Origin of the sequence: Microbacterium sp. A94 (assembly GCF_051842855.1) — a bacterium.
Taxonomy (GTDB): Bacteria; Actinomycetota; Actinomycetes; order Actinomycetales; family Microbacteriaceae; genus Microbacterium.
In genome coordinates this window covers 59,720-73,649 of sequence record NZ_JBPXMU010000005.1, presented here as the reverse complement: position 1 = coordinate 73,649, position 13,930 = coordinate 59,720, and the positions used below count along the sequence as shown (strand labels likewise).

The window sequence follows — 13,930 nt, the reverse complement described above, 5'->3', positions numbered from 1 at the left end:
GTGGCGTGTGCGACGCGTTCGGCGTGGTCGCGCAAGCGCGAACGGTGGACAAGTTGCCCGAGTCAGGAACTGTGCAGGAAGAGTGGAGGTGCAAGTTCGGCGGCCGGGAGCAACTTCTGCGGAGACATTACGGGTTTATGGCCGCCGAAGTTGTGACGGGCCGCGGAAAGGGAGCAGCTTACTTCACGGGCGCAGGGGATTGCGGGGAATGAGGTGACTACGATGAAGGAGTGATCGGAGTGGTGGCGCTGGCAGCGGACGGATGGTGGATCGCGCCAGCCGTCGCGGCCGGAGCCGGAGCAGCGACCGCAATCGGTATGCGCGGGCGTCGCAGCAGCGTGGAGCGGAGGCTGGCTCATGACGCGGCTCGACGAGACCTGAAAGAGGCGCAGCTCGAGGTCGGTGAGCACCGTCGGGCCGTGAAAGTCGCGCGGGCCGAGCACTCCAGGGCGATTGCCGAACGCTCGGCATCGCGGGCCAGCAGTGCCGATGTCGCGAGCTCTCGCCGGATGCTGAAACAGGCCGAGCAGAATCTGAAGGTGGCGGCAGCGGATGTGCGCGCTCGGCGGGTCCACGTCAAGGTCGCATACGCGGAGATTCCGCCGACGTCTGCACGTGAGCGCTATCCGCTGACGAAGTTGTACCGCGCGCATGACGCCGTGCTCGCGCGGTGGATGGATTATGAGACCGATCCTGCCAAGCTGATCGCCTATCCCGCCATGAGCGATGGCAAGGAGCCGGCGACTTCGGCTTTTCTGACCGCTTCACAGCAAGCGAGCGAGCTGCGTGCGTCGCTCAGCCCTCGTGTCACCACGGCGGAGTTCTCGGCCTATCGTGATGCCGTCGCACACCTTGAGCGTGCCTTCGACGTGGCTGAGCACACAGCGAAGGCACGCGCGAACGGTGTGGATCCGAATGCGGGACAGGCCTGGCAGGATGCCGCGCAGCAGGTGTTCGTACGGTCAGCGGAAGCTTTTGACAAGGCTGCTGGTGCGGCAGCATCCGCTTTCGCAGCCTGGAACGAGCGGCGTCCGGCTAAGGATCGCTCGGCCGATGAATCCCGGGCCGAGACCGACAGCAGCACGGCGAAGCCGGCGCGGCGGCGGCCCGGCAAAGACGAGACGCCGCCGCAGCCGTAGCGATTACGCGGGGAGCGCGCGGGTGCGCACGAGCTCCTGGTACCAGTGCCCGGAGTCCTTGACCGTGCGCTCGAGCGTGTCGAAGTCGACGCGCACGATGCCGAACCGCTTCGCGTAGCCGTAGCCCCACTCGAAGTTGTCCAGCAGCGACCACACGAAGTAACCGCGCAGGTCGACGCCGCGCTCGATGGCGCGGTGCGCTGCGGTGAAGTGGCGGCGCAGGTAGTCGGTGCGCTCGGGGTCGGGCACGGAGCCGTCCTCAGCAACCTCGTCTTCGAAGGCTGCGCCATTCTCGGTGACCATCAGTGGCTGCTCGGGGAACTGCTCCGAAAGCGAGACGAGAAGCTCCTCCAGACCCTCGGGTGCGATGTTCCAGCCCATCGCCGTGTACGGCCCCGGCTGCTGGACGAACTCGACGAGCTGGTCGCTGCCCGGCCAGGCCGTGCCGGCTGAGGTGCCCTTGTGCCCGTCGTTCTGCTGCTTCGCGGAGACTCCGTCCCACAGCCGAACGGTCGCGGTGGAGTAGTAGTTCACACCGAGCACGTCGATCGGCTGGTTGATCGTGGCAAGGTCGCCGTCCTGCACGAAAGACCAGTCGGTGACCTCTGCGGTATCAGCGAGCAGGTCGGCGGGATACTCGCCGCGCAGCATCGGATGCGTGAACGCGCGGTTCGCGAGACCATCAATGCGGCGCATCGCCTCGGCAGCACCATCGCCCTGGCCGCGCAGCACGTGGAAGTTGAGCGTGACCGAGTAGTCGGGGTCTCCGGTGGAGGTTGCTCGCAGTGCCTGGATCGCGCGACCGTGGGAGAGGTTCAGGTGGTGGACGGCTGCGAGCGCGGATGCTGGCTCGGTGCGTCCGGGGGCGTGCCCGCCCTGGCCGTAGCCGAGGTACGCCGAGCACCACGGCTCGTTCAGCGTGGTCCAGGTGTGCACGCGGTCGCCGAGCGCCGTGCCCATGATCTCCGCGTAGCGCTCGAAAGCATCGGTGGTCGCGCGCGACGTCCAGCCTCCGGCATCCTCGAGGTACTGGGGGAGGTCCCAGTGATACAGCGTCGCGACAGGACGGATGCCGCGCTCGAGCAGCCCGTCCACCAGGCGCGAGTAGAAGTCGATGCCCGACTGATTGACCGCACCGTCGGCGGTCGGCTGGATCCGTGGCCAGGCGATCGAGAAGCGGTACGCCTCGAGTCCGAGCTCCTTCATGAGGTCGAGGTCTTCATCGACGCGGTGGTAGTGATCGCATGCCACATCTCCCGTGTCGCCGTTCCACACCTTGCCGGGTGTCTTGCTGAAGGTGTCCCAAATCGACGGGGTACGTCCGTCCTCGGCCGCTGCGCCCTCGATCTGGTACGAGGCGGTGGCAGAGCCGAACGTGAAACTCTTGGGGAAGACGAGGCCGGAATCGCGGTAGTCGGCCGAGCCAGTTGTGGCAGTCATTCGGTGGTCTCCTCGAGGTCTGCGGTGTAGGTGCGGGCGACTCCGCCAGGCGACGTCACCGTGATCGTGCGGCTCCCGGTACCACCGGGGAAGAGCGCGAGCGCAAGCCTTTTGTGGTCAAGGCCAACAAAAGAAAGGCGACGAGGCCTCGGTGGGGGAGGGGATCCGAAGCCCCGCCGCCGGTATCAGGGGGTCAGACGGATTTCGGCGATCACTTCGGAATACGCGGTCTCGCCGACCGGGGTGAACCCCACGCGGCGGAAGAACGCCTCAGGGCCATCGCTGCCGGCCTCATAGATCACATTGACGTGTTCCATGCCGCGCGTGCGGGCCTCGTCAAGCAGATTCGCCACGGCGAAGCGGCCGATACCGCGACCCTGATCGTCCGCGTCGACGTTGATGCGCCAGAGGACGGACCGGAAGTGCTCTTCGGGTGCTTCATCGTCAAAGTTGGCGCTCACGAAGCCGACGACCTCGTTGCGATCCAAGACGACTCGTTGCCATGAGGTCTGCGGGTTGATCACCGTGGCGGCGATACCGTAGGACACCGGAGCGAGGAACTGCTCCTGCCCAGGCTTGAGCGACATGTTGTTCACAGCGACGATCGTCGCAGCGGATAGTTCGACCATGCGCAGTTCCGACATAAGCCCAGGGTAACCTCTCGAAGCATTTTGCGGGCAAAAGATGTCTGCGAACGGCTTCGAGGGCACTCAGGTATCTTGGTATCGAGACAAATTTGACTCGTGAACGGAGAATCTCCCGGTGACCGACGACGCCATCATCTACACGTACACGGACGAGGCACCGGCTCTGGCCACTGCATCGTTCCTCCCGATCGTCCAGGCCTACGCAGCACAGGCCGGAATCGACATCGAAACCCGCGACATCTCGTTGGCCGGGCGCATCCTCGCGACCTTCCCGCAGAAGCTGACGGCCGACCAGGAAGTCTCTGATGCTCTCGCTGAGCTGGGTGGACTGGCCACGCTCCCCGAGGCGAACATCATCAAGCTGCCGAACATCTCGGCATCGATCCCGCAGCTGAAGGCGGCCATCGCCGAGTTGCAGGCGCAGGGCTATGACGTGCCCAGCTTCCCGGACGAGCCCTCCTCTCTCGAAGAGAAGGACGTGCGCGCACGCTACGACCGCATCAAGGGATCGGCCGTCAACCCGGTGCTGCGCGAGGGCAACAGCGATCGCCGCGCGCCGCTGGCAGTGAAGAACTACGCCAAGAAGCACCCGCACCGCAACAAGCCGTTCGCAGACGGATCCAAGACTCGTGTCGTGACTCTCGGTCACGATGACTTTAAGGCCAACGAGAAGAGCTGGGTCAGCCCCGGCGATGATGTGCTGACCATCCAGCACGTCGCCGAAGACGGCACGGTTACCGCGCTCAAGGAGAACCTGAAGGTTCTGCCCGGCGAGATCGTGGATGCCACGTTCCTCTCGGCCGCGGCCCTGGACGCGTTCCTCGCTGAGACGCTTGCCGCCGCCAAGGCGGATGACGTGCTCTACTCGGTGCACCTCAAGGCCACGATGATGAAGGTGTCCGACCCGATCATCTTCGGTCACGTCGTGAAGGCCTACTTCGCTGATGTGTTCGCCGAGTACGGCGACAAGCTGGCTGCGGCCGGCCTCAGCGCCAACGACGGTCTCGGCTCGATCCTCGCAGGACTCGCCGACCTCGACGGTGGCGAGACGATCGCCGAGGCGTTCTTCCGTGCCATGCAGAATGGGCCGCGCCTGTCGTACGTGAACTCCGACAAGGGCATCACGAACCTGCACGTGCCCTCCGACGTCATCGTCGATGCATCCATGCCGGCGCTCGTCCGCAACGGCGGAAAGCTCTGGGGAGCGGATGGCGGCGAGGACGACACGATTGCGGTCATCCCCGACTCGTCTTACGCGGGCGTCTACCAGGCGACCATCGAAGACGTCATCGCCAATGGTCCGCTTGACCCGGCCACGATCGGTACTGTTCCGAACGTCGGCCTCATGGCACAGGCGGCCGAAGAGTACGGTAGCCACGACAAGACCTTCGAGGTCACTGCAGCCGGCCGCATCCAGGTAGTCACCGCAGCTGGCGACGTCGTGCTCGAGCACAGCGTTCAGCCGGGCGACATCTGGCGCGGCACTCAGGCCAAGGACGTTGCGATCCGTGACTGGGTGAAGCTGGCCGTCACGCGAGCTCGCGCGAGTGCGACGCCGGCCGTCTTCTGGCTGGACGAGGCACGTTCGCACGACGCGGCACTCATCGCCAAGGTCAATGAGTACCTGAAGGATCACGACACCGAGGGGCTGACGATCAAGGTCCTCGCTCCGGAGGACGCCACCCGTTACTCGCTGGAGCGCCTGCGTCGCGGTGAAGACACCATCTCGGTCACCGGAAACGTGCTGCGTGACTACCTGACCGACCTGTTCCCGATCCTCGAGGTCGGAACGAGCGCCAAGATGCTTTCGATCGTTCCGCTGCTCGCCGGCGGAGGCCTGTTCGAGACCGGTGCCGGTGGATCGGCGCCGAAGCACGTGCAGCAGCTGGTGGAGGAGAACTACCTGCGCTGGGACTCGCTGGGCGAGTTCTTCGCGCTGGCAGCGTCATTCGAGCACTTCGCAGACCGCACCGAAAACGAGAAGGCGCGCGTTCTCGCCGAGACGTTGGATGCTGCGACCGGAACGTTCCTCGAAGAGGATCGTTCGCCCGGCCGCAAGCTCGGCACGATCGACAACCGCGGCAGCCACTTCTACCTGGGGCTGTACTGGGCGCAGGAGCTCGCGGCACAGACGAAGGATGCAGATCTGGCCGCCGCCTTCGGTCCGATCGCCGCAGACCTCACTGCCAAGGAGCAGGAGATCGTCGAGGAGTTGAAGGCCGCACAGGGCAACCCCGTCGACATCGGTGGCTACTACCGCCCCGACACCGCCAAGGTCGCGAAGATCATGCGTCCGTCAGCGACGCTGAACAGCATCATCGACGCTCTGGCGTAAGCACAGGGACAACAATGGGGCCGGATGCTGTGGCATCCGGCCCCATTGTTGTCTGTTGCCAGTGTTGGCTCAGTAGTGGATATTGATGCCGACGCCCTCGGGTGACCAGTCGTAGAGCCACTGCGCGCGCCACTCAGGCATCCCCACGCAACCGTGGCTCTTGGGCGTGCCCCAGGCTTCGTGCCAGTACACACCGTGGATTGCCTGGTCGCCGTTGAAATACATGACCGACTTCACATTCGGCTGGAAGTAGTGCGGAGCCTGTGCGAGGTCACGGTTGCCCATGTTCTGGCTGGACGTCTTCCAGCCGACCTGGTACGAGCCGGTGTGCGTGTTGAAACCATTGACGCCGGAGGAGACGAGCCAAGAGTCGATGGCGTTGCCGTTCTCCAGAACAGTGATGGTCTGAGTGGCGAGGTTGATGTCGATCTGACGCAGCCGCGTCGTGGTCTCGAACGCGGTTTCGTTGACGTTCAGTTCGAATGCGGCGTCGCCGCTTTGAAGCTGCTCAGCGAAGTCGGATGCCGCATTGCTGACGTCGCCCAACTCGCGACCGCTGACGCCGGCGACGATCTCGCGGAGCACGTCTCCTGCGCCGTTGACGATCACATCGGCGTTGACGGCGGCACGATTGACGAGTTCGGGCAGGGTGTCGACGATAGCCTGGATCGCGGACTCGTCCGCGGTGATGTTCAACTCACTGCCGTCGTTGGAGACGTTGAGCCAGGTGGCGGCGACGGCTGGTTCGACGGGGACCGTGCGCTCTTCGCCGACGTAGAAGCCGATGGCGGCGAGCATGGTGTTCAGCTCTTCCACGGTGGTGGCGGCTTCTTGGTCGCTGATGAGCGCCGGAGATTCGGCGGGAGCCGCGGAGTAGCTCATCGAGCTCTCACCGTCAGCGAGAGCTTCGGTGATGGCGGTGGTGAGATCGGCAAGGTTGATGCCGGTTCCGGCTTCAGCTGCCGTGGAGACGTAAGTGCCGGTGCCCGCGTCAAACGCGACGGTTGCGTCGACAGCATCCGTGTAGCTGGCCGGAATCAGCGCACGCAATGCGTCGGTCGCCAGTTCCGGATCGACGGCGATCGTGCCGGTGAGCGGTTCTGGCATCCATTCGCCGAGCTTCCACATCGGGTGAGCGGCGAATGCTTCTTCAGCCAGAGGTCCGGCGTCGATGGCAGCGCCGAGCTCGGCGCCGGTGATGACCTGCTCGTCGGCGACATCGGTGAGGGTGATCTCGAGGTTCGCTAGGCGCGAGTTGACGGCATCCGTTGCGCCACCGGGGGTCAGGCCTCCGACAGGGACGCCAGCGATCGTCGTTCCCGGTGCGATCAAGAATACGGAGGCAACACCGGCAGCGACCAGCAGAGCTCCTGCGCCAATTCCGACCCAGAGGCCGACACGGCGTTTCTTCGGTGCGGGCTCGTGCGGAGCCCATTCGACTGACGGGCCACTGCCGCCCGGCGGCGGTGGCGCCGGTGTGACAACCGTGGTCTGTGCAGTGTCTGCGCCTGGAGTGGCAGCAAGATCAGTCACGAATTCACCCCCCGTGATTTTGACGCGACATACTTCCCTTTATCATACGGTGCGCCGGGTAACGGAGAGGCAACGGTTGGTCGCGGGGCAGGGGTGAGCTGCGGCGTAGGATGAGGAAATTGCTTTCGTGGACTTTTTACTCTGGGGGTAAAAGTGGTTGCGAAACTGTCGTTCGTAAGGTCTACTAACAAATATGTCCGCATTGGATGACACGCCTCAGGCGCCCGTAACTGAGTCAGTTACTGTCGGCTCTCATGCCTTCGGGCCATCGCGCAGGCTGCGCTCGCGGGTCAAGGCGCTTCCTGAGCACGCCCGCGGCCACAACCGCGCGTTGGTGCTGCAGATGCTGTACCACGAAGGCGAGATGAGCCGGGCGGATCTGGCTCGCGAGACGGGCCTGACCCGGGTGACTATTTCGGATCTGGTCTCGGAGTTCATCGCTGACGGCATCGTCGTCGAGCTCGGTGTGCGAGAGACCTCTGGTCCGGGCAAACCACCGATTCTCATCGACATCGACCGCAAGGGACATCAGATCATCGGAATAGATCTTTCCGATGCTGAGGTCTTCCGGGGCGCCGTGCTCACCCTGGATGGTGAAGTCGTGGAGCGTCGCGAGATCGCACGCACAGAGCGGGGCGACGGGGATGCCGCATTTGCCGCGGTGCTGGGACTCGGCCGCGACCTCATCGCGGCATCCACAGAAACCCTGCTCGGCGTCGGCGTCGGAACCCCCGGTGTCGTGCGCACCGACGGGGTCGTACTCAACTCGCCGAACCTGGGCTGGATCGATTTTCCGCTGGAGGAGAAGCTGAACGCTGCTCTCGGCCTCCCGGTTCTGGTGCGCAATGATGCCAACGCGGCAGCGCTCGCCGAATACACCTTCGGCGCCGCTCGTGCGGACTTCATCCTGATCAAGATCGGGGTCGGCGTGGGATCCGGACTCATCTCCGGTGGACAACCGTTGCGCGGCAGTCGCTTCGCCGCTGGTGAAATCGGCCATGTCGTGGTCGGCACCGATGGGGGCCCACAGTGCATCTGCGGCAAACGCGGTTGCCTGGAAGCGTGGCTGAGCGTCACGCGCCTGACCGCCGAGATCGATGCCAATCCCGAGGCGCGCGAGGAGATCTTGCGCGACGCCGGTACCCGATTGGCGATCGCGATCGCTGCCACCGTCGCTGCACTCGATCTGACTGACGTCGTCGTTGACGGACCAGCGGAACTGCTCAGCGGAACGTTCATCGATGCCGCACTCGCAGCATTTCGCGAGCGGACTCTCGACGAGTTCCGCGACGTGGTAATTCGTCTGACCCCGCAGGATGACATCGTCCTGCTCGGCACCACGGTGATGGTGCTGTCGGGACAATTAGGAGTCTCATAGTGGCAGTGGTGCGCCCGGTCAGAGGTCTGGCCGGGCGGATTCCATCGCGCCTCGATGAGAGAATTGAACTGCTTCCATCCGGTTCCCCTGCGGCTGCTCTCAGCGCCGCGCCGGTGGGAGCACATGTTCGTGAAGAGGAGACTGTCGTCCATGGCTGAAGTCGTTGTTGTCGAGAACGCCGCTGCTGCAGGTGCACTGGTGGCGGGCGAGATTGTGCGACTCATCGCACACCGCCCGGATACGGTGCTGGGCCTTGCGACCGGTTCGACGCCACTGCCGGTTTACCAGGCGCTTCACGGACGACTCGCGGGCACCGATGTGTCGCAGGTCCGCGGCTTCGCGCTGGATGAGTATGCGGGCATCGACCCGAAGCATCCGGAGAGCTATCGCTCGGTGATCACTCGAGAGGTCGTCGAACCTCTCGGGCTGAACCCGGAGAACGTACACGTGCCCAACGGCTCTCTCGACGGAATCGAGCACGCCGGCGCCGACTACGAAGCAGCGATCACCGCAGCGGGCGGCGTCGACCTGCAGATCCTCGGGATCGGAACCGATGGGCACATCGGCTTCAACGAGCCGGGCTCGTCGTTTGCTTCACAGACCCGGGTGAAGACACTCACCGAGCAGACACGCAAGGACAACGCGCGCTTCTTCGACTCGATTGATGACGTGCCGAGGCACTGCATCACGCAGGGGCTCGGCACGATCCTGCGCGCGCGTCACCTGGTACTGCTGGCGTTCGGCGAGGGCAAGGCACGTGCTGTGGCGGAGGCTGTTGAAGGACCGGTCAGCGCGCTGGTGCCGGCATCCGCGATTCAGATGCATCAGCACGTCACAGTCGTCGTCGACGAGGCAGCAGCGTCGAAGCTGAAGCTCGTCGACTACTACCGGTACGCCTTCGCGAACAAGCCCGCCTGGCAGGGAATTTAACCCCCACCCCACCCACACCCTCACCCCCTGCTTGCGAGTGGGCGCGCGTGGCTCAAGTTTTCGCGATTTATGAGCCACAGCCGCCCGCTCGCTAGGGGGAAACAGCGGGCCAGGCGAGGGGGAGCAGATGCTCCACGCTCAGCGGGGCCAAGGGCAGCGTGCCGATCTCCGCAGGAGTGATCCAACGCAGCTCGGCGATTTCCGCCTGCACCGCGACCTCGCTCGCATCGATCGTGAGGGCGAAGGCATCCGCGACCACACGGTATCCCGGCTCATTCGCGGCGGCAGAGATGAACCGTCCGAGCGGGCGCAGTGCGTTCTCATCGACCTTGAGGCCGAGTTCCTCATCGAGTTCCCGGGCGAGTGTCTGCGCGGGGTTCTCGCCAGCCTCGGGCTTCCCGCCCGGCTGCATGAAGGCGATCGTGCCTTGCTTGCGAACCACGAGCACCCGGCCAGCGGGGTCCTGGATGATCGCTGCGCTCACATGAATGTCAGGCACGGTTGAATACCTTCCCGGGATTGAGGATGCCGAGAGGATCGAAGACAGCTTTGATCTGACGCTGCAGCTCCCACTGGTTTTCACCGAGTTCTTCGGCGAGCCAGCGGCTCTTCAGCATCCCGATGCCGTGCTCGCCGGTCAGCGTCCCTCCCAAGCGGATGGCGGCACGGAACAGTTCATCGGCCGCCTCCCAGATTTGGGCAGGAACGTCGGGCCCCTCGAAGATGAAATTCGGATGCAGGTTGCCATCACCCGCATGCGCAACGGTGGGGATCGTCAGGCCAAACTTCTGCTCGATCCGCGCGATCTCGTCAAACATGCTCGGCAGGGCGCTGCGCGGAACCGAGACGTCTTCGATCAGCGTGGTGCCAAGAGCTGACAGCGCCGGATGGATCGAGCGGCGGATCGCGAGCAACCGTTCGCCTTCAGCGCGGTCGTAGCTCAGCACGACCTGCCCGCCGGCGTCGGTGAGCACTGCGGCGATGAGATCGGCCTCTGCCGTGGCAGCCGGGCCGTCTGTCTGGATCGTCAGTTGAGACGATCCAGCCGGGGGAGCGGGCAGGCTCAGCAATCGGTGGACGGCTGCGAGGCTGGTCGCATCGATGAGTTCCATGATCGCGGGCTGAGCGCCGGATGCCGTCACCACTGCCGACCCGGTGGCCGCATCGGTGACGGTGGGAAACAGCGCTGTGATGGTGCAGACGTCTCCGGCCACGACACGCTTGAGCTTCAGCGTCGCGCCGACCACGACGCCGAGGGTTCCCTCCGAACCGATGACGAGAGAGGTCAGATCGAGCCCGGTCACGCCCTTGACGCTGCGGTGGCCCAGATGCAGGAGCCGTCCATCCGCGAGTACGAGATCGATCGCAAGAACCGCATCGCGCACGACGCCGTACTTCGCGCACAGCAGTCCACCGGCACCGGTGGCGATGTTGCCGCCGACCGTGGAGATGTCTCGGCTGGCCGGGTCGGGCGGCCACCACAGCCCGTGTTCTGCGAGCAGCGTGTTCAGCTCGGCGTTCAGGATGCCGGGCTCGACGACGGCGAAGAGATCATCGGGGCGCACTTCGAGCACCCGGTTCATCCGCACAGTCGACAGGACGATCTCACCGGGCCCGGCGTTGGCAGCCCCCGCGAGCCCGGTGCCTGCACCGCGCACCACGACAGGTGTGCGGGTCTGCGTGGCGATTCGCATCGTCTGCTGCACATGCTCGACGGTCTCGGCATGAATGACAGCGAGCGGGCGGCCTGGGGAGGCATGCCCGGAACGGTCTGCGCGCGCGGCTTCAAGCGTGCCGTCGGTGACATCGACGATGTCGCCGAGAGCGTCCCGCAGGGCCGCAGCGACGGTCACTGCAGGTTTCTCCGACCCGCGAAGAGTCCGGCGGTGACGGCGACGAGGGCGAAGCCGAGTCCGACCCAGGCCTGATCCATCGACCACCAAACAACGGTGACACCGGCATAGATGAGCAGTTCAACGACCGCGCGCACGAATGGATGCAGGCGAAGCAGAGGACGCGGCGACAGGAACAGCGCCCAGATGACCAGAACGAGCAACGGCGCACCGATACCGAACACGAGGTTCCACGGGAAGGCCCACATCGCAAAGCCCCAGAGCACGAGCGATGCGATCGCTGCGACCAGGATCACGGCCCGGATGATGTCGAGCGGAGCGATGTTCGGACGATTGACACCGGGGATTGCGTCAGGAGCTTCGGACATGCTCCCAGTCTATTCGGCCGGGGGAGGTTGCTCAGTCGACGGCTGCGCCCATCAGCGCAGCAAGAGTCGTCGTAGCCACTGGCGCATCCGGATGATCGGTATACGAAAAAGTGACTGTCGCGCCGAGTAGCAACTCCAGGCCGCCCGGGCGTAGGTCGAATGTGGCCTGGCCATTCTCATCCAGCATCATCGCAGTCGTACCGTCGGTATCACCGGCTATTCGCGGCTGAACCCATTCGCCGGGAACGCCCGAGACAACCACGGTGATGTGGGTCTTCTTGAACAGTTCACCGGTGTCTTCGTACCAGACCGTAGTCGCGCCGAGCGTGACTGCAGCGGTTGGGACGGTAGTTTCCGGTTCATCGATGGGAGGGTCGGTCGGTTCTGGAGTCGGCTCCGGTGTTGGTTCTGGTGTCGGCTCCGGTGTTGGTTCTGGTGTCGGCTCCGGTGTTGGTTCTGGTGTCGGCTCCGGTGTTGGTTCTGGTGTCGGCTCCGGTGTTGGTTCTGGTGTCGGCTCCGGTGTTGGTTCTGGAGTCGGTGTCGGTGTCGGTGTCGGCGCGGGGGCTGGCTCAGGCGCGGGGGCTGGCTCAGGCTTCGGCGCGGGGGCTGGCTCAGGCGCGGGGGCTGGCTCAGGCTTCGGCGCGGGGGCTGGCTCAGGCGCGGGGGCTGGCTCAGGCGCGGGCTCCGGCACGGGAACAGGATCCGGCACAGGCCCGGTCGGGATATCGCCGGGAATCTCCGGCACAGGCGGAGTCTCTGGCTCGACAGGCGGGTCTGCCGGATCGACCGGCACAATCTCGACCGGCTCGTCAGGCACAACCTCAGGCCCAGGCTCAGCTGGCTTTTCCGACTCGGGCGCCGGGACTTGGTCGCCACCCTCGCCCTCTCGGCGATCTTCCTGCTCGGCGGGCCGAGTCGACGGTTGTGGAGTGGAAGCCTCAACTTCAGGCTCCGTGCTCGTGTCGGTGCCGTGCTCGGGAGCATCCTCGGCGATCTCGAGGACGAACTTCTCGTCAGCATCCAGATTCTCGTCCGGGGCGACTTCCGTTGTGATCAATGAGTCGCCCGGCACGCTGGCGCTGGACATCGACATGACGGGAGCGGCGTTGACCAGCCCCGGGACGATCGCTGCCGCTGCGACTGCGCCGGCGACGAGAACTGCCGCGGATCCGGCGCCGACCAGAGCGCCGATGCCGGTGAAGATACCACCGCCTGCTGCACCGACCCCGGTCGCGCCGCCTCCGACTGCGCCGCCGGAACCGGCTCCTGCCGTTGTGCCTCCAGCCGCCCCACTATTGCCGTGAAGCGCGCCGGTTCCTGCAGTCACTCCCGCGCCGCCGACGCTGACAGCACTACCGCTTACGGATGACGGCATCGCAGCCAGCGCCACGATTGGCACCCCGCTGCCCTGAAGCATCGCGGCGTATCCGGCTGCCCCGGCAACACCGAGCACGAGAGGGAGCAGAACGAGAGCAAGCCGGTTGGATACGTCCTTCGCCTCTGCTGCCACGATCATGCATCGGGCACACTCATCGAGGTGCAGATCAGCGCGCTTCTGATCGCGAGCGCTGAGGTTGCCGCGCGAATACGCACCGAGGTGTTCGATGGTCCAGTGGCACTCGGAGCCGTCTTTCGTGCTGCGCAGATGCGCACCGATCCACGCTTCTCGCAAGCCCTCGCGCGCACGGAATGCCAGTTGCGAGACCGCGCCAGCCTTCATCCCCAGCAGCGGTGCGACCTCTGCTGGCTTCATCCGCTCGATCTCGGTGTACCAGAGCACCTCCTGCCAGCGCGTGGGAAGGCTGCGGAATGCCTGGGCGGTGAGGCTGCGGTCGAGAGCATCGTTCGCGGCCTGGTCGGTGCTGTCCGGATCCGGGATGGTCTCGAGCTCGTCCATCGGCGTTTCGACACGCGAACGGCCCCACGATGCCGCGGTGTTCCGGATGCTGGTGAACAGATATGCACGGAACGAACCGTTCGGTCCGCCGCCTTTGAGCACCGCCTGATAGATGCGTGTGTACGCCTCTTGCACCAGATCGTCCGGGTCGATGCTGGAGGTGATCGAGCGCGCGACGGACATCCCCGACGGGTAGTGGCGTCGCCAGAGTTCACCGAATGCTGCGCTGTCACCCGAACGGGTGCGCAGGATCAGATCGGCATCGGCGGGGCCGGCCTCAAAAGTCTCGTCGTTCTGCACTGGTTTCCATTGGTCGTGAGAGACGGAGTTGCTCTCACAAGAAGAGACGCGGGATGCTGTCTTTCATCACGCGACTGGCCTATTCTCCTCGAAATTGCCTGTGATGTCAC

11 protein-coding genes are annotated in these 13,930 nt (G+C 64.9%); 4 read left to right on the top strand and 7 right to left on the bottom strand.

The genetic code is table 11. The features are described 5' to 3' along the window. Positions 1 to 230: 230 nt before the first annotated feature. The gene (locus ACSU1L_RS13280; protein WP_438253184.1) at positions 231 to 1,139 is read left to right on the top strand and encodes a hypothetical protein; all 909 of its coding nucleotides are present in this window, start codon (positions 231 to 233) and stop codon (positions 1,137 to 1,139) included. A gap of 3 nt (positions 1,140 to 1,142) precedes the next feature. On the opposite strand, the gene ACSU1L_RS13275 is transcribed toward ACSU1L_RS13280, so the two are convergent. Continuing rightward, positions 1,143 to 2,579: a GH1 family beta-glucosidase gene (locus ACSU1L_RS13275; RefSeq protein WP_438253185.1), complete on the bottom strand. Its 1,437-nt coding sequence runs from the start codon at positions 2,577 to 2,579 to the stop codon at positions 1,143 to 1,145. 185 nt (positions 2,580 to 2,764) lie between these two features. Next, complete coding sequence (locus tag ACSU1L_RS13270) at positions 2,765 to 3,223, bottom strand: GNAT family N-acetyltransferase (protein WP_438253193.1); 459 nt, start codon at positions 3,221 to 3,223, stop codon at positions 2,765 to 2,767. A 118-nt stretch (positions 3,224 to 3,341) separates the two neighbouring features. Between ACSU1L_RS13270 and ACSU1L_RS13265 the strand changes: the two genes are divergently transcribed. Continuing rightward, positions 3,342 to 5,561, top strand: coding sequence for an NADP-dependent isocitrate dehydrogenase (locus ACSU1L_RS13265; protein WP_439256103.1), 2,220 nt, complete (start codon positions 3,342 to 3,344; stop codon positions 5,559 to 5,561). A 69-nt stretch (positions 5,562 to 5,630) separates the two neighbouring features. On the opposite strand, the gene ACSU1L_RS13260 is transcribed toward ACSU1L_RS13265, so the two are convergent. Continuing rightward, positions 5,631 to 7,094: a L,D-transpeptidase family protein gene (locus tag ACSU1L_RS13260; RefSeq protein WP_438253195.1), complete on the bottom strand. Its 1,464-nt coding sequence runs from the start codon at positions 7,092 to 7,094 to the stop codon at positions 5,631 to 5,633. Between the two features lie 193 nt (positions 7,095 to 7,287). On the opposite strand from ACSU1L_RS13260, the gene ACSU1L_RS13255 reads away from it, so the two are divergent. Both ACSU1L_RS13255 and nagB read left to right on the top strand, forming a co-directional pair. After that, complete coding sequence (locus tag ACSU1L_RS13255) at positions 7,288 to 8,472, top strand: ROK family protein (RefSeq protein WP_438253196.1); 1,185 nt, start codon at positions 7,288 to 7,290, stop codon at positions 8,470 to 8,472. Positions 8,473 to 8,622: 150 nt separating this feature from the next. Continuing rightward, positions 8,623 to 9,402: a glucosamine-6-phosphate deaminase gene (gene nagB / locus ACSU1L_RS13250; RefSeq protein ID WP_438253197.1), complete on the top strand. Its 780-nt coding sequence runs from the start codon at positions 8,623 to 8,625 to the stop codon at positions 9,400 to 9,402. 91 nt (positions 9,403 to 9,493) lie between these two features. On the opposite strand, the gene ACSU1L_RS13245 is transcribed toward nagB, so the two are convergent. Genes ACSU1L_RS13245 through ACSU1L_RS13230 form a run of 4 tightly spaced genes read right to left on the bottom strand, consistent with a single transcriptional unit; the run spans position 9,494 to position 13,820 of the window. After that, positions 9,494 to 9,901: an NUDIX hydrolase gene (locus ACSU1L_RS13245; RefSeq protein WP_438253198.1), complete on the bottom strand. Its 408-nt coding sequence runs from the start codon at positions 9,899 to 9,901 to the stop codon at positions 9,494 to 9,496. After that, positions 9,894 to 11,255 carry an FAD-binding oxidoreductase gene (locus ACSU1L_RS13240; RefSeq protein ID WP_438253199.1) on the bottom strand — a complete coding sequence of 454 codons (1,362 nt, stop codon included), beginning with the start codon at positions 11,253 to 11,255 and terminating at the stop codon, positions 9,894 to 9,896. Before ACSU1L_RS13240 ends, ACSU1L_RS13245 begins: the two co-directional genes overlap by 8 nt. Beyond that, entirely contained in the window at positions 11,252 to 11,623 is a 372-nt protein-coding gene (locus ACSU1L_RS13235) for a YrdB family protein (RefSeq protein ID WP_438253200.1), read from the bottom strand. The genes ACSU1L_RS13240 and ACSU1L_RS13235 overlap by 4 nt, the downstream gene beginning before the upstream one ends. Before the next feature lie 31 nt (positions 11,624 to 11,654). Next, the gene (locus tag ACSU1L_RS13230; RefSeq protein WP_439256102.1) at positions 11,655 to 13,820 is read right to left on the bottom strand and encodes a sigma-70 family RNA polymerase sigma factor; all 2,166 of its coding nucleotides are present in this window, start codon (positions 13,818 to 13,820) and stop codon (positions 11,655 to 11,657) included. Between the last annotated feature and the right edge of the window lie 110 nt (positions 13,821 to 13,930).

Excerpts from the sequence above, each read along its gene's own strand:
- ACSU1L_RS13275 (WP_438253185.1), bottom strand. The coding sequence starts at position 2,579 with ATGACTGCCACAACTGGCTCGGCCGACTACCGCGATTCCGGCCTCGTC.
- ACSU1L_RS13270 (WP_438253193.1), bottom strand. The coding sequence starts at position 3,223 with ATGTCGGAACTGCGCATGGTCGAACTATCCGCTGCGACGATCGTCGCT.
- ACSU1L_RS13255 (WP_438253196.1), top strand. The coding sequence starts at position 7,288 with ATGTCCGCATTGGATGACACGCCTCAGGCGCCCGTAACTGAGTCAGTT.
- nagB (WP_438253197.1), top strand. The coding sequence starts at position 8,623 with ATGGCTGAAGTCGTTGTTGTCGAGAACGCCGCTGCTGCAGGTGCACTG.
- ACSU1L_RS13235 (WP_438253200.1), bottom strand. The coding sequence starts at position 11,623 with ATGTCCGAAGCTCCTGACGCAATCCCCGGTGTCAATCGTCCGAACATC.